Genomic DNA, 20,334 nt, shown 5'->3' on the forward strand with positions numbered 1-20,334 from the left:
TAACAACATTCCTTATCTTGAGCTTAATTAATAATATCGATTAACGTTTAAATTATTTTTGAAAGCTTATCTTTCATTGTTAATTTAAGTTTTTTTAAAGTTCTTAAATCGTACCAAGTTTTTTGTCCTCTTTTTGATTTTCTTTCCTTTTCAGCAATATTTACTTGTTTTTTAAGATCTTTATGTATTTCTTTAATTTTCATAATTTAATAAATTTCTTCTTTCATATAAATCAAAATTAATTAACAAAAATTAAAACAGTAAACTTTACCCGTGACAGAGTGTAAATAGGTAGTCTGGGGCACCGGATAACAGAACGCCCCTTCATACTCACCTACTTCTCTTTATATATAATGATGATTATTCCTTAAGTAGACCTTTGGCACACTAGTGGCACAATTTATAAATTAATCCTAATTTAAGTTTTCTTTTATGAATTTTGCACTTTTAAGAAGCATTTTATTATCCACTTGATGTCCTAAGTTTTTTGGGCTTTCAAATTTAACATTATCTACAATTTGATTTATGTATTTTTGAGAATTTTTCCACATCACAGTATTAACTTCTAAAGAAACAGGACTTGATTCAAAAAGTAGCCCATCTACAAAAAGTTTTTTTACTATTCCAAACTCTTTATCTGTTAAATCTTCAGCACCTTTCCTAAATGGATTTGATTTATCTTTTGTTCCTTGCCAGTAAAATTGAGGTGTATTTTTGTATTCTTCTAGATTAAATTTTTTTCCAGTAATTTTTACAAAATCATACGTTCCAATAGGGTATATAGTTTCAATTCCATTAATTTTATCAGCTGGAACAGGTAGCAAACCTCCTATTCCTCCACCAACTGCAACTGATACTCTGTCTGGATTTAAAAAAGTAAATCTTGCTGCAAATAGAGAGGATGATGAAAAACCAGTAAAAATAACCTTTTCATTTATACTTTGATTATTTTCTTTCAACAATCTTTCTCTTGCATCGTCAATCATGGCAATTAACTGCAAATCAATTCTTTTGTATTTATCATTATTTATCTTTATAGTGTCGCTATCTAATTGAGGAAAATAATAATGCCATTTTAAATTGGGTAGATCTTTTTCAATTTCTTTAGTAGCGAATGGAAAAATAGGCATTAATAAAGGGAAATTTAATTTTTTTGCAATTTCAGAACCCAAAACCCGACCTAGAGACTTTTTAGCTTTACTGGTCATATCTTTTATTGATTTACCGTTACCAGTGTTATTTGACTCAACAATTAAATATTTTGCATCTGAAGTTTTTTTTGAAGTTTTTAACAAATAAGGAAAATTAAAACCTTTTTCTGGATTAGCTTTTACCACTATTGTTTTAGAATTAACATTACTGCTCAGTAACAAGCAAAGAACCACGATCCCTAAAAGTTTTTTCATTTAACTTTTGAAACAATAAAATCTAAAATTTGAGGATAGTAATCTTGAAAACAAGAATAATAAAGCATTACATGCCCTCTAGCTTTTTTCTTCATTTCTTTCCTTTCTTTTTTATCAACTGGCTTAAATCCTTTATGTTTTTTTTTAACATCATGGGTCTCTTCCCATCCCGCTTGCATTCTTGGCAAATCTTTACACAGTTTTCCATTTACAGAAATTTCTCTACCATTTTTTGCATTGTGGCCAGGTAATTCAATCATAGTGGCACCCTGTATATCTCCTATCCATTTTAAATATTTGTAATCACTATGCCAGTCTGCATGACCGTCAATGGGACTTGAAAAACTAATTGAAGAAAGTTCTTTAAAAGTTTTCATTTCATCAACCAACATTTTTCTTATAGGTCCATTTGGTTTTCTGTCCCAACAATTAGGCATATAGGCGATAGCACTGTTAAAGGCATCAGGGTATTTTCCTTTAAGCCTAAGTGCGTTCCATGCACCACAAGAATGTCCTGATAAAAATATTTGGTTTCTAGGTGTGCCTTTACTTGCAAAATAATCTATAGCTTCTTTTGTTCTTTTTTCTCTTAAATAAGTAGGAAAATTATTTATAACACAGTCATACCATGGGGGATGATAACCTCCTCTATGTTTCCATCCGCAAGCATATCCAATTTCTTTCCCTTTAAAAGGATCATTCTTTTTGTCAATTAAACTTCCATTCATCCATAAAACAGTTTCTTTTCCTTTAATATTTTTTCCAGAAAGATTAGGTGCCATTAATTTTGCTAAGCTAGAAGCCCAGCCTGGTCCCCAGCTTCCATCCCATCCCCATCCACCATGATTGAAGATGATTATGATTTTGTTTTCTGGGTTTTCAATATCTCTACCTTTCTGAATTGTTAATTTTTTTCCATCTGACCAAACAAAAGCATCAAAATTATTTGGCTTATGGTCGTTAGCAAAAGAAGTATTAGCCCACAACAAACCCAGAACTATAACGCCTAAAATCTTTTTCATGAATCAAGACCTTAGCACCAATATTTTTGTCGGGCTAGTGTCGGGATTTTAGGTAATTTTCTGGCTTTCAGTATTTCAACTTTGTTACAAAATAAGGATTATAGAAGCCAAGTTCATGGCACCGGGTAACAGAACTACCCTGCTAGTTTTAATTTTTCTTAGATTTTCTATAATCCCAAGGATAATCAAACTCCATAGACCACATACCAATTTTATTGATTCTTGCATAATCTTCATCAGGTACAAACTTTTTTGAATATCTTCTGTAGGCAAATGCATAACCACTTCTAACTAGATAGCTTGATAGACTTTCATTATTAACAAAACATTCTGCCAATGTTCTTTTGTATTGATCTTTTCCTTCACTAATACATTCAACATTATTATTTCCAATTTTATCAATAAGAATTTGCTTTGCTGTAACACCACAAAGATCTTTAATACCTTCTTTAAGACAACTTTGTTTCAATTCAGGTGTATCTATTCCAGTAAATCTAATTTTTTCTCCATTAAGATGGATTGTATCGCCATCAACAATTTTGATTGTTTGAGATTTGACTTGGTTAATAGTTAAAATAAATATTAGTGCTGAGACACTAATAAGAAAAATGGCTTTTCTTTTGTTTAAAAACATTATTTAAAAAGTATCCAATAAAGATGATTACCGCAATACCCATAAACCAATTGGTTGCCATAATGGTGTAAAAAATATCTGCGTAATCTCCACCTCTAATATTAATTACATACCATAATGATAAGAAAGGAAATGCGGTTAACCTTAGAACACTTAAGTAAAGACTGTAAACTGGCTTTTTAAGTGCCTGAAAGACAGCTGTTGTAATAAAGAACACAGGATAAATAGGAGCTATTAATGCAGCAACTTTTAAATATATAGCACCATGATAAATGGCTTCTGCATTATCTGTAAATTGAGATACAAAAAATTCTGCTCCAAAGAATAAAATGATACCCGCTACAGCCATAAATGAAGATCCAAAAAATAATGCCTTAGTATAAAGCTCTCTTATACGGTTATAATTTTTAGCACCAAAGTTTTGTCCACCAATAGAAAGTACAGCTGTATTTAAACCAATTACTGGAAGTAAGAAGACTTGTTCAACTCTTAAAGCTGCACCATAACCTGCTGTCGCAAGGTCACCAAATTGCCCAATAAAATATAGAATATTAAAAATACCTACACCAATAAACAGCATACTAATCATTATTGGCATTGCTTGTGAGAACAATTCTTTAAGAAGAATAAATTTAGGAATAAAGCATTTAATAGACAAATACTTTCTTAATTTACATGAGTTTATTTTGTAAGCTAAATAAATAGTACCAATAGATTGAGCGATAACAGTTGCTATTGCAAGGCCACTTATACCATAAGCTGGAACAATTCCGTATCCCCAGATAAATAATGGATTTAGAAAAATATTTAAAAAGAAACTAAAGATAAGAACATTTCTATAACTCTTGGTGTCTCCTTGTGCATTCAAAGCTCCATTTAAAGAGATTTGGATCATAACTATAAATGTTCCGTAAAAAATTATATCTAAATATTCTCTAGTTAAAGCAATACCAACAGCATTAGATCCCATAACACCCAAGAGAAAATCAGAAGCATTTAATCCAAATAAAGTAACGACAATTGAAGTGACTAATGCAAAAATTACTGATTGGGCAATAAATAGTGATGCTTTATTAATTTTTTTAGCACCTAATAAATTACCTATACAAGAGTTCGTTGCAGCACCAATACCAACTCCAACAGCAATAATGACAAAGTATATAGGAAATGATTTGGCTATTGCACTTATTGCTTCTGCAGAAATTCTACCTGCAAACCATGTATCAACTAAATTATAGAATGTTTGAAACAAAGAACCAACACTAGCTGGAATAGTTACTTTTTTAAGTAGTGACCAAATTGGATCCTTGGTTAAATTTATGACTTTTGACAATTGTTTTTCCTATTTAAATTCTTTTTGAAATATATGCTTTGAACCGGTCTTTTTAGCAAGGTTTATTTGCTTTTGTCTCATTCGAAATCTCTCTTTTTGAGTTTGAGTTAAATTATCATGACAGTTTAAGCATGAAACACCCTCCTCATATTTTTTAGACTTTTTATCTTTCGGTGAAAAAGGTTTTCTACATCCACTGCAAATTGAATATGTGCCAGCTATCAATCCATGTTTAACACTGATTCTGTTATCAAAAACAAAACATTCGCCATTCCATAGACTTTCTTTTTTCTTAACATTTCTTAAGTAATTTAAAATTCCACCTTTTAATTGATAAACATTTTTAAAGCCTTTTTTTTCTAAAAATACTGAAGCTTTCTCACATCTTATTCCACCAGTACAAAACATTGCAATTGGCTTTGTTTTTTTTAGTTTATTTAAGTATTTTGGAAATTCTCTAAAATTATCAACATCAGGATTAACAGATCTTTTAAATGTACCCACATTATACTCAAATGATTTTCTTGAATCTAAAACTAATGTTTCTTTATCATTAATTAACTTATTCCATTTTTTTGGGTCAACATGATTATCTTTTTTATTTTTTGATGATAAAGAAAGACCCATAGGAACTACTTCTTTTTTAATCTTAACTTTTGGTTTGTGAAACGGTTGAAATTTACTTTTTGAAATATTTTCACTATCAAACTTTTTAAAATCTAATATCTTTTTAATCTCTGTGATAGTTGACTTTAGATCGCTAGCTTTTCCTGAGATTGTTGCATTTACTCCTTCACTAGCTATAATTATTGTTCCTCGGATATTTTTCTTTATTAAAAAATCCTGTAGTAAAATCTTATTTTTTTTTAAAGAGGTAAGTTTTTTAAATTTGTAAAAACCAAATATATCGAACATTATAACACTCTACAAACAGTCATTCCATCACCTAAGGGTACAATGATTTGCTCAACTCTTTTATCGTTTGCAACATAAGTATTAAAATCTCTAATATTTATTGTATATTTATCTAAATTATCTTCATCAGCAACTTCACCGTGCCACAAAACATTGTCTACAATAATCAATCCACCTTTATCTAATAACTTCAGTGATCTTTCGTAATATTCTTTATAGTTCATTTTATCGGCATCAATAAAAACCATATCAAATTTACTATTCTTTAATTCATCTAAACTATCTAATGCAGGCTTAACAATTGTTTGAATTTTATTATCCAGATTAGCTTTTTTAAAAAAACTTACTGCAATCTTGTTGGTCTCTTTGTCTTTATCTAGTGCTGTAAGTTTGCCATCGTCTGGTAATGCTAATGCTATAGAAAGTGCGCTTAACCCAGTAAAAGTACCAATCTCGAGTACATTTTTAATGTTAGAAGTTTTTATAATCAAATGAAGAAAATGACATTGAGATGTTGCTACTTGCATTCTCTTAACGTCTCCAAGTGTATTGTTATAATCGATTATTTTTTGCTGAATGGGATTTAACTTTAAACTAAAATTATTTATATATTTTTCAAGTTTTTCAGTAATTTCAAGGTTCTTACCCATGATATTAAAGTTTCTTCTTCAATATCTCATTTATTAATTGAGGATTAGCTTTACCACTTGAAGCTTTCATTGCTTGTCCTACAAAGAAACCAAACAACTTTTCCTTACCATTCTTATATTCAATAGCTTTTTCTCTATTATTATTGATAATCTTATCAATTAAAGCTTCTAATGCTTTAGGGTCACTTTCTTGTTTTAAACCTTTTTCTTCAACAATTATTTGTGGATCTATGTCTCCATCCATCATTAATTCAAATATTGTTTTAGCTATTTTTCCAGAAATTGTTCCATTCTTAATTAAATTAATTAACTTTGCCAAATTTTTTGCACTTATTGGACTTTGTGTAATTTCTAAGTTTTTATTATTTAAAACAGCAAACAATTCACCTGTAATCCAGTTAACGGCTAATTTCATATCTCGGTTTTTGCCCATCTTTGCAACTACTTCTTCAAAGTATTTTGCAGTATCAATATCTGATACTAAAATTGTTGCTTCGTAGGCGGAGACTTTAAATTCATCAATAAATCTTTTTTTCTTATCGTCTGGTAATTCCGGGATATCTGCTTTAAGTTTTTCAATAAATTCATCAGTTACTTCTAGTGGTAATAAATCTGGATCTGGAAAATATCTATAATCATGAGCATCTTCTTTAGACCTCATAGATCTTGTTTCATTTTTTTTAGTATCAAATAATCTTGTTTCTTGGTCAATTGTTTTACCTTCTTCAATTAAATCAACTTGTCTGTTAGCTTCATAATCAATAGCCATTTGCATAAATTTAATTGAGTTAACATTTTTAATCTCACAACGTGTTCCAAGTTTATCAGAGCCTTTAATTCTAACCGAAATATTAACATCAGCTCTTAAAGAGCCTTCCTGCATATTTCCATCACACGTACCAAGGTATCTCATAATAGATCTTAATTTTTTAACATAAGCACTAACTTCATCTGGAGTTCTCATGTCTGGTTTACTAACAATTTCCATTAAAGCTACACCTGATCTATTTAAATCAACCAAAGTATTTTGTGGGTCCATATCATGAATACTTTTTCCAGCATCTTGCTCTAAGTGTAATCTTTCTATACCAACTTCCTTTTGACCATGTGCCATATCAAGAATAACAATTCCCTCTCCTACTATTGGATATTTAAATTGTGAAATTTGATAACCCTGTGGAAGATCTGCATAAAAATAATTTTTTCTATCAAAAACGGATCTTTTATTAATTTGAGCTCTTAAGCCTATACCCGTTTTAATTGCTTGTTTTACACAGTACTCATTAATAACTGGAAGCATTCCTGGAAATGCGGCATCAACTAGACTTACTTGCGTATTAGGTTCAGCACCAAAGGTAGTTGATGAAGACGAAAATAGTTTTGAATTTGATGTAACTTGCGCATGAACTTCAAGGCCAATTACCACTTCGTAAACATTTTCTCGTCTTTCAATTAAGTATTCTGAATTATCTTTGGTCATCTATTTAATCCACCAATCAGTAATTTTATTTTTAAACTGAATTTTCTCTTCCATAGCATAAGCAATATTTAAAATATTTTGTTCATCAAAAGCTTTTCCAATAATTTGTAGCCCTAAAGGGTAACCTTTAGCGTCTACACCTGCTGGAATAGAAATTGCAGGTAATCCAGCTAAGTTAACTGGAACTGTGAATATATCATTTAAATACATTGAAACTGGGTCGTTAGTTTTTTCACCAATTTTAAATGCTGCACTTGGTGTAGATGGAGTTAAAATTGCATCAACTTTTTTGTAAGCTTCATCAAAATCATTTTTGATTAATTTTCTAACTTTTTGTGCCTTTAGATAATAAGCGTCATAATAACCAGAGGACAAAACATATGTTCCAATCATTATTCTTCTTTGAACTTCACTGCCAAAACCTTCAGATCTTGTTTTTTCATACATATCAATAAGGTTTTCACCTTTAGATCTAAAACCATACTTAACACCATCATATCTAGCTAAGTTTGAAGAAGCTTCAGCTGGGGCTACTATATAATAAGCAGGTAAAGCATAATTTGTATGAGGCAATGAAATATCAACAATTTCAGCACCACAATCTTTTGCATACTCAATTCCCTTAGTCCATAAATCTTCTATCTCTTTTGGCATTCCATCAACTCTATATTCTTTTGGAATACCAATTTTCTTACCTTTGATATTGTTTGTTAATTCTTTGCTGTATTCATTTCTTTTAAAATCAATTGATGTTGAATCTTTTTCATCATAAGTACTGATTACTTCTTGAAGCAATGCACAATCTTTTACATCTTTAGACATTGGCCCTGCTTGATCTAATGAAGATGCAAAAGCAACAATTCCATATCTTGAGCAACTTCCATAAGTGGGCTTTAATCCAACGGTACCTGTAAATGAAGCAGGTTGTCTAATGGAACCACCTGTATCAGTTCCAATTGTAATGGGGGTTAAATTAGCTGCTAGAGCCGATGCAGAGCCTCCTGAAGAGCCTCCAGGTACTAAACCTTTATCTATTGGACTTTGTACATTTCCAAAAAAACTGGTTTCATTAGATGAGCCCATTGCAAATTCATCACAATTTAATTTGCCAAGTAATATTGCACCTTCATTCCAAATATTTTGAGTAACAGTAGACTCATACGGTGGAATAAAATTATTTAAAATTTTACTACCTGCTGTAGTTTTTACATCTTTGGTGCAAAACAAATCTTTAATTGCCATTGGAACGCCTGGAAGCTTTAAATCAAAGTTGGGTTTTTGATCAAAACTTTTAGCTTTCAAAAGTGTGTTAGAAAAATCTTCAGTTATATATGCATTTAAATCTCTAGACTTTTCTCCTCTATCAATAAAAGCTTTAGTAGTTTCCTCAGAAGAAATTTTTTTATCTTTAATATTTTTAACTAATTCAGTTAAAGTAAGTGATGTGATATCAGACATTATTCAACTACCCTTGGTACAACAAAAAAATCTTCATTTTCATCTGGAGAATTTTTTAAAACTTGCTCTCTAATATTTCCACTTTTAACTTCATCTACTCTTAGTTTTAGTGTTATTTCTGCAACAGAAGTTAAAGGTTCAATGTTATCAGTATTGAGTTCTTTTAATTTTTCAATAAAATCAAATATTGAGTTCATATCTCCAGCTAATTTTTTAGCTTTTTCATCATCAACTGAAATTCTTGATAATTTAGATATGTGCTTTATTGTTTTAAGATCAATTGTCATGTGGTAATTAAATATGTCGGCAAACTATCACTTAAGTATAAAATATACAATATGATCACAATTGAAGATTTTAAAATAAAACACTCAAATAAAGTACGATTTATTGGTTTAGACCTTGGATCAAAAAGAATTGGTGTCTCTATTTGTGACGAAAGACAATCAATTGCGACACCGTTTAAAACTATAAATAAAACTAATACTAATGAGCTTATTGATCAACTTAAGGCAATTATTGAAGAAAATAATATTGGTGGAATCATTATTGGTAATCCAGTAAATATGGATGGCTCTTTAGGAAGATCTTCCCAATCCGTCAATGATGTTGCATCAAACATATCTAAATCTATTGATCTTCCTGTAATGCTTTGGGATGAAAGACTTTCAACAGTTGGGGCGTTTAACCTCTCTAGTCTATTAGATGTTAATGTATCAAAAAGAGTAAAAACTATTGATCAAAACGCAGCGGCATTTATTTTACAAGGTGCAATAGACTTTTTAAACAATTAATACTTGCCATAGCCATGCTTAATAGTTATAGAGTTAATTTTAATGGCAATCAAAACTAATAAAGCTATTAAGATTTCTCAAAAACACCTCCTAGGTATTCAAGATCTATCCATTAACGATGTTAATTTAATTCTAGATGAAGCTAAAACATTTATTAAACTTAACCAAAGTAAAAATAAAAGATTAAATATCCTAAGTGGAAAAACACAAATTAATCTATTTTTTGAACCATCAACAAGAACTCAGAGTTCTTTTGAACTAGCTGGAAAAAGACTGGGTGCAGATGTGATGTCTATGAACATGGCAAACTCAGCGGTTAAAAAAGGTGAAACACTTATTGATACAGCAATGACTTTAAATGCAATGCATCCAGATATAATTGTAATTAGACACCAGGATTCAGGTGCATGTAATCTTTTATCTCAAAAAGTAAATTGTGCAGTGCTTAATGCTGGTGATGGAAGCCGTGAACACCCTACTCAAGCTTTATTAGATGCTTTAACAATTATAAATCGTAAAAAGAAAATTGAAGGTTTAAAAGTTGCGATTTGTGGTGACATAACTCATTCACGTGTTGCAAGATCAAATATTTATCTTCTAAATATGTTGGGTGCAGAAGTTAATATTATTGCACCATCAAACTTAATGCCAAAAGAAATAGAAAAGTTTGGCGTTAATACATTTACAGATATGAAAAAAGGTTTGAAAGATTGTGATATTGTAATGATGCTAAGGTTACAAAATGAAAGGATGACAAGTTCTTTCCTGTCTTCTAATAGAGAATATTATGAGTATTATGGACTAACTCCAGATAAGCTTGCTCATGCAAAAGATGATGCTTTGATTATGCATCCAGGTCCAATGAATAGAGGGATCGAAATTGATACAAAATTGGCAGATGACATTAACAGAAGCGTGATTAAGGAACAGGTCGAACTAGGTGTTGCAGTTAGAATGGCTTGTTTAAAAATATTTTGTGAATAAATGAAAAAACAATACTTTATAAATGCAAATATAATTGACCCTCATAACTCTATTAATGAGAATGGTGGATTAATTATTGGTGAAGATGGTTTAATTGAAGCTATTGGTAAAAAAGTAAACTCTAACAACATTCCATCAAGAGAAAAGACAATAGACTTAAATGGCAAATATATATTCCCAGGTCTAGTTGATATGCGTGTCTTTGCAGGTGAACCTGGTTATGAATATAAAGAAAATTTTAGAACTTTAAGTAATGCAGCACTTGCAGGAGGTGTTACTTCAGTTGTTACTATGCCTAATACAGATCCAATTATTGATAACGTTTCAATAGTAGATTTTTTAAAAAGACGTGGAAGAGACAAATCTAAAATTAATGTTTTTCCAAGTGCCGCCCTTACCAAAAATATTGAAGGAACTACCATGACTGAATTTGGTCTACTTCAAAGTAGAGGAATAATTGGATTTACTGATGGGGTTAAAACAATTCAAAATACTAGACTGATGTCTCGAATAATGAACTCAACTAAAGATTTGGGAACTTTAATCATGCAGCATGCTGAAGATTATGATTTGTCTAAAAATGGAATGATTAATTCTGGAATTATTGCAACCAAACTTGGGTTATCTGGAATACCTGCTGTTGCTGAAAGAATAATTATTGAAAGAGATTTAACGTTGCTTGAGAATATTAAATGTAGATATCATATATCACAAATCTCAGCCGCAAAATCAGTTGAAATTATTGAAGAAAGAAAAAATAAAGTTAAGTTTACGACAGGTGTCTCCATAAATAACCTTTCATTAAATGAAAATGACATAGGTGATTTCAGAACTTTCTTGAAATTATCACCACCATTAAGAACTGAAGAAGATAGAATTGCTTTAGTGCAAGGATTAAAAGATGAAACGATAGATGTTATTGTATCTGATCATAAACCAGAAGATGAAGAACAAAAAAGATTAACGTTTGCACAAGCATCAACAGGAGCTTCTGGAATAGAAACACTTTTATCACTAAGTCTAGAGTTATATCACAATGGTTCTGTTAAATTAGAAACAATAATTAAAGCCTTAACATCAAACCCTGCAAAAATTTTAAAAATTGATAAGGGTAATCTTTCAGTGGGTAATGAAGCAGATTTTTGTATTGTAGACATTGATAAGCCATGGGTTGTCAAAAAAGATAAGCTTATATCCAAATCAAAAAATACCTCCATTGAAGACAAAAAACTCCAAGGTAAAGTCACTAATACATTTGTAAAAGGTGAAGAATTATTTAAGTTATAATAATGGAATATTTAATTGTTGCATTAAGCTCATATTTATTAGGATCAATACCTTTTGGTTTTATACTTACAAAAATATTTTTAAAAAAAGATATCAGAGATATTGGCTCAGGAAACATTGGAGCTACAAATGCTCTTAGAACAGGTAATAAAACATTAGGTTACGCAACTTTATTACTGGATATAACAAAAGCTGTATTGCCTGTTTTATATGTAAAATTTAATTATCCCGATTATATCTTTATTGCATCATTAAGCGCGTTTTTAGGTCACGTTTTTCCAGTATGGCTTAAGTTTAAAGGGGGCAAAGGTGTTGCAACATATGTTGGAATATTATTTTCAATAAACATAATTTTGGGTTTAGTATTTATTATTAGTTGGGCTGTTACATTTCTTATTTCAAAATACTCATCACTTTCATCACTAGTTGGTAGTTTAATGGTTCCAATGTATTTAATGATTTTTGAAAATTATAATTCAATTTTTTTCATAATAATGTTTGTGCTTATATTCTACACGCACAGAGAAAACGTCAAACGATTGAAAAATAAAGAAGAAACCAAGACTAAAATTTATTGATTTGACTATCTAAGTCTTATAAGTAATTTGTTTAGTAATGAATCTTGTAGTCGTTGAAAGCCCAGCTAAAGCAAAAACTATAAATAAATATCTAGGTGATGATTATATTGTATTAGCAAGTTATGGTCATATTAGAGACCTTCCCTCAAAAAATGGCTCTGTTGATCCAGAAAATAATTTTAAAATGGAATGGGAAGTAGATAGTTTCTCTAAAAAATATCTTAAAGAAATTACAGATGCAGCTAAAATTTCATCAAAAATTATATTAGCAACTGACCCTGACCGTGAGGGAGAGGCGATTGCTTGGCATGTTAAAGAATATTTAAATGAGAAAAAATTAATTAAAGACAAACATGTAGAAAGAGTTGTTTTTAATGAAATTACAAAAAAAGCTGTTATTCATGGAATTGAAAACCCACGACAAATAGAGCCACTACTTGTTGATGCCTATATGGCTAGAAGAGCCTTAGACTATTTAGTTGGCTTTAACATATCACCAATTTTATGGACAAAGTTACCTGGTTCTAAATCTGCAGGTCGTGTTCAGTCAGTTGCCTTAAAATTAATTACAGAACGAGAACATGAAATTGAGCTTTTTGATCCTGAAGAATTTTGGACTTTAAGTGTTCAATTCAACGACAATGATAAAAATTCTATATTAGCAAGTATCACTCAATTGAATGATAAAAAAATTGAAAAATTTTCTTTTAAAAATAAAGCTGAAATTGATAAAGCAATGGATGAAGTTAAGTCTAAGAAGTTCAATATAAATGACATCTCAAGCAAAGTTGTTAACAGAAACCCTTCGGGCCCTTTTACTACCTCTACATTACAGCAAGTTTCTTCTAGTAGACTGGGATTTGGAGCGTCACGTACAATGCAAATAGCTCAAAAACTTTATCAAGGTATAGAAATAGACGGTGAAACTATTGGTCTTATCACGTACATGCGAACAGATGGCACCAACTTATCTACGGACGCTATAGACACCTTTAGGAAATATATAAAAAATGAGTTTGGCGATGAATATGTTCCAGATAATGCAGCAAGTTACTCTGGGAAAAAAGCTAAAAATGCTCAAGAAGCACATGAAGCAATTAGACCTACAGATATTATGCGAGCACCAGGAACAGTTAAAAAATTTCTAAGTCCAGATCAGCATAAATTATATGATTTAATTTGGAGTAGAGCCCTATCCTCTCAAATGAAACCTGCTCAATTTGATAGAAATACTATAACGATAACCTCAGACGATAATGGAACAATCTGTAAAGCTAGCGGATCTGTAATTAAGTTTGATGGCTTTTTAAAGGTTATGAAAGATACGAAAAAAGATGATGATGAAGATATCCTTCCTAAAATGAACAAAGGTCCAGTTAATATAGAGGCTCTATTAGATGAACAACATTTTACACAGCCACCACCAAGATACTCTGAAGCAAGTTTAGTTAAAAAATTAGAAGAACTGGGTATTGGAAGACCCTCAACATATGCAAGTATAATATCTGTTATATCTACTAGAGGGTATGCAGAAGCAATTAATAAAAGATTTCACCCAACAGATCGTGGTAAACTAATTTCTGCTTTTCTTGAAAAACTTTTTTCTAAATATGTTGACTATAACTTCACTGCAAGTTTAGAAAATCAACTTGATGATATTACTACCGGTAAGGAAGGATGGATAAAAGTTCTAGAGTTATTTTGGAAAGACTTTAATCAAAATGTATCTGAAGTTAAAGAGAAAAGAACTAGAGAAGTTTTAGATCTATTAAACGATAGTCTAGGAAGTTTAATTTTTGAAAGAGATACAGATGGAAATATTAATAGACAATGTAAGTTATGTGAAAGTGGATCATTAAGTTTAAAAAATAGTTTTAGAGGTGGTGCTTTTATTGGTTGTTCAAATTATCCAGATTGTAAATTTACCAGACCCCTGTCTAAAGCTAAAGCAGCTGCACAATCTCAACTAGCTAAACCAAAGTTTATAGGAAAACATGAAAATGGTAATGATATGTATCTTAAAAATGGAAGATTTGGCCCCTATTTGCAATATGAAAAAATTGATGAAGTGAAAGAAGAAGCTGTTATTAAAACAAAAAAGAAAAAGAAAACAAAAAAAAATAAGATAGAAAAAGAAGATAATAATTTAAGAAATGTTTCTATACCTAAAGGAATTACATTGGATAGTGTAGATATTGATAGGGCTAAATTTTTATGCTCATTACCAAAAAGTTTAGGTATTAACCCTGAAAATCAAAAAGATATAATTTTAAATTCAGGAAGATTTGGTCCATATTTAAAATGTGAAAATAAGTCAGCAAGAATTGAGAATGTTGAAGAAATCTTCTCAATTGGTCTAAACAGAGCAATCACTCTAATAGCAGAGGCTAAACCAGGCAGAATGTCTGCATCAATAATAAAAGATTTAGGGGAACACCCTGAAGATAAAAGACCTGTTAGGGTAATGAAAGGTCAATATGGACCTTATATCAAATATAAATCTCTAAATGCAACAATTCCTGAAGAAAAGGATCCTTTAGAACTTAATATGGAGGAAGCCTTAATATTGATTGAGAAAAGAAAAGAATACGATAAAAATAAGAAAAGAAAAAAAAGGAAAAAATGAATAAAATAACTTATTTTGTGATAGCAACAACATTAATGTTAAGTTCTGCATCTGCACTTGAAAAAAAAGATTGTTCAGGGTTAAAAAAACTATCCAAAGCTTTTATAGCATGCAAGTCAGGAAACCTTAAAGCTGGAATAGTTAATACTGGAAGTGCTATAAAAAAAGGAACTGTTGGGAAAATTAAAAAAAACAATGAAAACACAAATGAAAATTCAGAAGGATTAAAAGAAAAAGTTAGTATAAAAGCAGAAGAAATTAAAAAGAAGGCTAGCAATCTATTTGATGGTTCAACTAAACAATACCCAAAATATTCAAAAAGCAAAAAAAAATGAATTTTGAAGAAAAAATAAAAGAATTAAATTTAGAACTTCCTGAAGCTAGAGATCCTGTTGGTTCCTATGTGGCGGCTAAACAAATTGGTAAAATGTTATTCATCTCAGGACAAATTTCTATCGCAGTAGATGGAGAATTAATCAAAGGTAAAGTTGGCAAAGATTTAAAAACTGAAGATGGATATGAGGCAGCTAAACGTTGTGGCTTAAATATAATATCCCAAGTTAAAAAAGCTTGTGATAACGATCTTTCAAAAGTTAAATCTTGTGTGAAACTGACAGGATTTGTTAATTCAACAGAAGACTTTATAGAACAGCCTAAAGTAATAAATGGTGCTTCAGATTTAATAGTTTCAGTTTTTGGAGACTGTGGAATGCATACAAGAGCTGCAGTTAGTACAAACAGTTTACCACTTGGTGTATCAGTCGAAGTTGATGCTATTTTTGAATTAAATTAATTTCCAATACTAAAGTATTTAATTTTGTGATCTTTCATCTTGTTAACTGAGTAAATATTTCTCATATCAAAAATTGAGAACTTTTTATTTTTCACATCTTTTTTGAAATTAATAGTTTTAAAATCATTCCACTCTGTGTGAATAATTATTAAATCTGATTTTTTAATTGCATCTTTAATATTATTTGAAAAAATAACATTCTTAAATTTTTTAAAATCTGGCTTTTCTCCGGTAGGATCAAAATAATTGATTTTTGCACCTTTTTTGATCAATGTAGGGATCATAGATAAACATGAAGAATCTCTCATGTCATCAGTATTTGCCTTAAATGTTACCCCTAAGAAACAAATATTTTTATTTTTTATTTTATTTTTTAAAATATCAAAAACTCTTTTTAACATTAACGATGATCTATTATCATTTGATTTAATAACACTTTTAATAACCGTTAAATTTGTTTTAAATTTATTTGCAGTAACTGTAATGGCCTTAGTATCTTTTGGAAAACAAGACCCGCCATAGGCAGGACCTGCTCTTAAAAAACGGCCACCAATTCTATTATCAAGACCCATGCCTATAGAGACATCTTCAATATTAACATCAATTTTTTCGCATAAATTAGCTAATTCATTAATAAATGTTATTTTAGTGGCTAAAAAAGCATTAGAAGCATATTTTATTAATTCTGCAGCTCTTCTAGAGGTATTAACGTACTTTGCACCTTTTGATATCTGTGGCAAATAAAGATTTTTTAAAATCTTATTAGATTTTTTATTATTAGTACCTATGACAATTCTGTCAGGATAGATAAAATCTCTTATAGCATCACCTTCTCTTAGAAATTCAGGATTTGAAACTACTGAAAAAAGTTTTTTTGATACTTTTTTTGAAATAATTTTTTCTATTTCATCACCTGTTGTTACTGGAACGGTAGATTTAGTTATAATAATTTTAAATTTTTTAATTGATTTACTAATTTCTTTTACAACGTTGTATACCTGACTTAAGTCAGCATCGTTTCCATTTTTTTTAGTGGGTGTGCCAACGCAAATAAAAATAATGTCAGATTTTAAAATTGAAACTTTTAAATTTGTAGAGAACTTTAGACGTTTATTTTTATAATTTTTAATAACCAATTGATCCAATCCAGGTTCATATATGGGGATAATACCATTTTTTAAGTTTTCAATTTTACTTAAATCTTTATCAACACAAATGACATCATTTCCTAAATCAGAAAAACAAACACCACTTACTAAACCAACATACCCAGTTCCTATCATGCAAAGTTTCATTTTTTGGAAATCTCCAACGTTGATTTAATATATCCTTGCATTGTTCCGCAATCTAAGTATTTACCAGAAAAATTGTGACCAATGAATTGATAATCATCCTCTATTAAAGCTTGAATAGCATCCGTGATATGAAATTCTCCGCTTTTGCCTGGTTTTAATGATTTTAATTTAGAAAAAATTGTTTTAGGTAATATATATCTTCCAATTACAGCATTATTAGAAGGTGAAGTTTTTATAGAAGGCTTTTCAATAACATTATTTATAATAAAATTATTTTTATCAATTTTTTTTTTTATGCTGTAGATACCCCATCTAGATACATCACTTTTATTAACCTTCATGCTTGCCATAACTGGTGCTTTAAATTTTTGATGAACGGCTATCATAGACTTTGAGCAGTTTTCTTTAATTATCAAATCATCAGGTAATAACATTAAAAAATATTTATCTGTGATAAATTTTTTAGTTTTATAGACGGCATCACCAGTTCCTAATGGTTTATCCTGAAAAACAAATTTAATCATTTTTTTGTATTTAAGAATTTTTTTATATTCTTTGATAATTTTTGGATCGGCTTTTTTTTTGATTATATCTTTATAAAATTTATCATTATAGAAATAATTCTTTATCATCATCTTTTTTTTAGAAATGATAAATACAACCTCCTTAATGCCCGCTTCAATACATTCGTCGAGAATATATTCAAGGCCAGGTTTTCCATTAATAGGTAAAAGCTCTTTTGCAAAAACACTAGTTAGTGGTAGTAGTCTAGTTCCGAGACCAGCCAAAGGAATTATAGCTTGTTTAATCATATAAATGTTTTACTTATTAATATTCTTATTACAAATGAAATTAATAAAATTAAAAACTGATTTAATTAAGGCAATTGAGTTTGATAAAAAATTAGGTTTTGTACCAACAATGGGAAGTTTACATAATGGTCACAAAGCATTAATCGAAAAATCAAAGAAAAACTGTAAAAAAACATTAGTAAGTATTTTTATTAACCCAACTCAATTTAATAATAAAAAAGATTACAAAACATATCCAAAAAATTTAAAGAAGGATTTGAATTACCTTAAAAAACTTAAAGTTGATTACGTATACTTACCAACCGTTAATCAAATTTATTGGAAGAAAAATGATGAGATTAAGCTAAATAAATCACAAAATATATTGTGTGCAAAATTTAGAAAAGGACATTTTGAAGGTGTACTTGATGTTTTGAGTCGTTTTGTTGAGTTAATTTTCCCGCAAAAAATATTTATGGGACAGAAAGATTTTCAACAATTTTTCTTAGTGAAAAACTACATTGAAAATAAGTATGATACTAAAGTTTACGTATGTAGAACAATTAGGGATAAAAACAAGTTAGCTTTATCTTCAAGAAACTCTTTATTAAATAAGAAAAGTTTTATTGAATCAGGAGTAATTACGAAAAAATTGCTAAAATTAAAAAATAAAATTAACAGAAATAGAAAAAATTACAAAAAATTAATATTTGATTTAAAGAAAGAACTATCTAAAAATTTTGATATTAAAATTGAATATTTGGAATGTAGAAACACACAAAATCTAAGTACTAGTATTTTGAAGAAACCTTTTAAACTTTTTGTAGCTTACTATATCAATAATGTCCGATTAATTGATAATTTTTAAAGAAAATAAGCACTAACACCAAGAAATGAAACAAAACCAATAACATCAGTAATAGTTGTTACAAATACACTTGATGCAATAGCGGGATCAATGTCCATTTTTTTTAAAGTAATAGGTACTAAAATTCCAAATAACCCAGCAACAATCATCGTAACTATCATTGACATAGAAATAATTAGAGAAAGTAAAGAATCTTGAAACCAAACTTGAACTACTAACGCACTTATTATTGCAAATATAATGCCATTTAAAATACCAATATTAAATTCCTTTAAAATATTTTGTGAAAAGTTATTTTTTGTTAAATCATTTGTTGCTAAAGTTCTTACTGTAACAGCTAATGTTTGCATTCCAGCATTACCCCCCATAGAAGCAACGATTGGCATTAGAAATGCAAGTACAATCATTTGTTCGATTGTTGCACCAAATAGACTAATTACCCATGTTGCAAGAAATGCAGTAAATAGATTTAATAAAAGCCAGTTAAACCTTCTTCTAGTTTTCTTAAAAACACCATCAGTAATTTCTTCATCACCTACCCCAGCTAATCTTAAAGCATCTTCCTCAGCTTCTTCTTTTAAAACTGTTAAGACATCATCATACATGATCATACCAACTAACTTGTTTGATTTATCGACAACAGCTGCTGAATTTAAGTTATAGTTTTCAAATACGTTACCAACCTCCTCTTTGTCCATATCTACAGGAATAAGTAGCTGAGATTCTGACATAATAGAAAGCATTTTAGTTTCTCTCGAAGTAGTTAAAACTTTTGATGATGGAACAGTTCCAATTGGCTTAAAACCCTCATCTATAATGAAAATTTCTAAAAATTCTTCAGGTAAATCTTTATTTTCTCTTAAATAATCAATCGTTTGGCCAACAGACCAATTACTAGGAACGGCCGTAAACTCACGTTGCATTATTCTAGCTGCTGTGTCTTCCGGGTAACTTAAGCTTTCTAGTAAAGCAAATCTATCTTTTGGAGGTAAAGAACTTAATATTGTATTCTTATCTTTTTCGTCAACATTTTCTAAAATTGTTATGGCATCATCAGATTCAAGGTTTTTTAAAAGTTTAACAATTGTATCAGGTGATAAATAAGCTATGATTTCAGACTGTACTGACTCGTTTAATTCAATAAAAACTTCTGGATCTATATTGAAATTATTAAGTTTTATTAAACTTTCTCTATCATTTTGACCAAGATGTTCAATTATATCAGCTGCATCGGCTGGGTGCATTTCATTAAAAGAATTCGTAATAAATTGAGCATCATTATTAGTTATCTTGGAAGTAACAACTTTTATGTACTCTTTATTAAACTCAAAATTAACTTTTTTATCTTTTATTTTTTTTATTAAAGACATAAATTTACCTATAAATCAATTTTGCACTAATAGTGCATAATAAGAATAAT

The 20,334-nt window shown here is 29.6% G+C and carries 21 protein-coding genes; 8 read left to right on the top strand and 13 right to left on the bottom strand.

The window, feature by feature from the left end; all coding sequences use genetic code 11:
* Nucleotides 1-47: 47 nt before the first annotated feature.
* The 10 genes from ABXT48_RS03830 to gatC form a co-directional block, all read right to left on the bottom strand.
* Nucleotides 48-203 carry a hypothetical protein gene (locus ABXT48_RS03830; protein ID WP_415285707.1) on the bottom strand — a complete coding sequence of 52 codons (156 nt, stop codon included), beginning with the start codon at nucleotides 201-203 and terminating at the stop codon, nucleotides 48-50.
* Nucleotides 204-413: 210 nt separating this feature from the next.
* Entirely contained in the window at nucleotides 414-1,406 is a 993-nt protein-coding gene (locus ABXT48_RS03835; RefSeq protein WP_415302534.1) for a hypothetical protein, read from the bottom strand.
* The gene (locus ABXT48_RS03840; protein ID WP_415302536.1) at nucleotides 1,403-2,428 is read right to left on the bottom strand and encodes a hypothetical protein; all 1,026 of its coding nucleotides are present in this window, start codon (nucleotides 2,426-2,428) and stop codon (nucleotides 1,403-1,405) included. The genes ABXT48_RS03835 and ABXT48_RS03840 overlap by 4 nt, the downstream gene beginning before the upstream one ends.
* A gap of 148 nt (nucleotides 2,429-2,576) precedes the next feature.
* Complete coding sequence (locus tag ABXT48_RS03845; RefSeq protein WP_415302538.1) at nucleotides 2,577-3,062, bottom strand: thermonuclease family protein; 486 nt, start codon at nucleotides 3,060-3,062, stop codon at nucleotides 2,577-2,579.
* Nucleotides 3,025-4,395 (bottom strand): MATE family efflux transporter, encoded by a 1,371-nt coding sequence (locus ABXT48_RS03850; protein ID WP_415302540.1) that lies wholly within the window; start codon nucleotides 4,393-4,395, stop codon nucleotides 3,025-3,027. Before ABXT48_RS03850 ends, ABXT48_RS03845 begins: the two co-directional genes overlap by 38 nt.
* 9 nt (nucleotides 4,396-4,404) lie before the next feature.
* On the bottom strand, nucleotides 4,405-5,310 hold the full coding sequence (locus ABXT48_RS03855) for a rhodanese-related sulfurtransferase (RefSeq protein ID WP_415285710.1): 906 nt from the start codon (nucleotides 5,308-5,310) through the stop codon (nucleotides 4,405-4,407).
* On the bottom strand, nucleotides 5,310-5,960 hold the full coding sequence (locus tag ABXT48_RS03860; RefSeq protein WP_415285711.1) for an O-methyltransferase: 651 nt from the start codon (nucleotides 5,958-5,960) through the stop codon (nucleotides 5,310-5,312). The genes ABXT48_RS03855 and ABXT48_RS03860 overlap by 1 nt, the downstream gene beginning before the upstream one ends.
* Before the next feature lie 4 nt (nucleotides 5,961-5,964).
* Complete coding sequence (gene gatB, locus ABXT48_RS03865) at nucleotides 5,965-7,440, bottom strand: Asp-tRNA(Asn)/Glu-tRNA(Gln) amidotransferase subunit GatB (RefSeq protein WP_415302542.1); 1,476 nt, start codon at nucleotides 7,438-7,440, stop codon at nucleotides 5,965-5,967.
* A complete protein-coding gene (gene gatA / locus ABXT48_RS03870; RefSeq protein ID WP_415285714.1) occupies nucleotides 7,441-8,898 on the bottom strand; it encodes an Asp-tRNA(Asn)/Glu-tRNA(Gln) amidotransferase subunit GatA in 1,458 nt (485 codons plus the stop codon). It lies immediately after the preceding gene.
* Nucleotides 8,898-9,185, bottom strand: a complete 288-nt coding sequence (gatC, locus tag ABXT48_RS03875) for an Asp-tRNA(Asn)/Glu-tRNA(Gln) amidotransferase subunit GatC (protein WP_415285715.1) — start codon at nucleotides 9,183-9,185, stop codon at nucleotides 8,898-8,900. The genes gatA and gatC overlap by 1 nt, the downstream gene beginning before the upstream one ends.
* 51 nt (nucleotides 9,186-9,236) lie before the next feature.
* On the opposite strand from gatC, the gene ruvX reads away from it, so the two are divergent.
* The 7 genes from ruvX to ABXT48_RS03910 are packed head-to-tail and all read left to right on the top strand — an operon-like array spanning nucleotide 9,237 to nucleotide 15,960.
* A complete protein-coding gene (ruvX, locus tag ABXT48_RS03880) occupies nucleotides 9,237-9,692 on the top strand; it encodes a Holliday junction resolvase RuvX (RefSeq protein ID WP_415285716.1) in 456 nt (151 codons plus the stop codon).
* Nucleotides 9,693-9,734: 42 nt separating this feature from the next.
* Entirely contained in the window at nucleotides 9,735-10,676 is a 942-nt protein-coding gene (locus ABXT48_RS03885) for an aspartate carbamoyltransferase catalytic subunit (protein ID WP_415302544.1), read from the top strand.
* Complete coding sequence (gene pyrC, locus ABXT48_RS03890; RefSeq protein ID WP_415285718.1) at nucleotides 10,677-11,963, top strand: dihydroorotase; 1,287 nt, start codon at nucleotides 10,677-10,679, stop codon at nucleotides 11,961-11,963.
* Nucleotides 11,964-11,965: 2 nt separating this feature from the next.
* Nucleotides 11,966-12,541, top strand: coding sequence for a glycerol-3-phosphate 1-O-acyltransferase PlsY (gene plsY, locus ABXT48_RS03895; protein ID WP_415302545.1), 576 nt, complete (start codon nucleotides 11,966-11,968; stop codon nucleotides 12,539-12,541).
* A 37-nt stretch (nucleotides 12,542-12,578) separates the two neighbouring features.
* Nucleotides 12,579-15,167 (top strand): type I DNA topoisomerase, encoded by a 2,589-nt coding sequence (topA, locus tag ABXT48_RS03900; RefSeq protein ID WP_415302547.1) that lies wholly within the window; start codon nucleotides 12,579-12,581, stop codon nucleotides 15,165-15,167.
* Nucleotides 15,164-15,502, top strand: coding sequence for a hypothetical protein (locus ABXT48_RS03905; protein WP_415285721.1), 339 nt, complete (start codon nucleotides 15,164-15,166; stop codon nucleotides 15,500-15,502). The genes topA and ABXT48_RS03905 overlap by 4 nt, the downstream gene beginning before the upstream one ends.
* A complete protein-coding gene (locus ABXT48_RS03910; RefSeq protein WP_415285722.1) occupies nucleotides 15,499-15,960 on the top strand; it encodes a RidA family protein in 462 nt (153 codons plus the stop codon). Before ABXT48_RS03905 ends, ABXT48_RS03910 begins: the two co-directional genes overlap by 4 nt.
* Here the strand turns inward: ABXT48_RS03910 and ABXT48_RS03915 are convergent.
* Nucleotides 15,957-17,255, bottom strand: coding sequence for a UDP-glucose dehydrogenase family protein (locus tag ABXT48_RS03915; protein WP_415302549.1), 1,299 nt, complete (start codon nucleotides 17,253-17,255; stop codon nucleotides 15,957-15,959). The two genes, ABXT48_RS03910 and ABXT48_RS03915, sit on opposite strands and share 4 nt — an antisense overlap.
* Nucleotides 17,252-18,067: a sugar phosphate nucleotidyltransferase gene (locus ABXT48_RS03920; protein WP_415285724.1), complete on the bottom strand. Its 816-nt coding sequence runs from the start codon at nucleotides 18,065-18,067 to the stop codon at nucleotides 17,252-17,254. The genes ABXT48_RS03915 and ABXT48_RS03920 overlap by 4 nt, the downstream gene beginning before the upstream one ends.
* A 4-nt stretch (nucleotides 18,068-18,071) precedes the next feature.
* On the opposite strand from ABXT48_RS03920, the gene panC reads away from it, so the two are divergent.
* On the top strand, nucleotides 18,072-18,914 hold the full coding sequence (gene panC, locus ABXT48_RS03925; protein ID WP_415285725.1) for a pantoate--beta-alanine ligase: 843 nt from the start codon (nucleotides 18,072-18,074) through the stop codon (nucleotides 18,912-18,914).
* On the opposite strand, the gene mgtE is transcribed toward panC, so the two are convergent.
* Complete coding sequence (gene mgtE / locus ABXT48_RS03930) at nucleotides 18,911-20,284, bottom strand: magnesium transporter (RefSeq protein WP_415285726.1); 1,374 nt, start codon at nucleotides 20,282-20,284, stop codon at nucleotides 18,911-18,913. The two genes, panC and mgtE, sit on opposite strands and share 4 nt — an antisense overlap.
* Nucleotides 20,285-20,334: the final 50 nt, after the last annotated feature.

This window comes from Candidatus Pelagibacter sp. Uisw_101 (assembly GCF_047727615.1).
Classification (GTDB): Bacteria; Pseudomonadota; Alphaproteobacteria; order Pelagibacterales; family Pelagibacteraceae; genus Pelagibacter.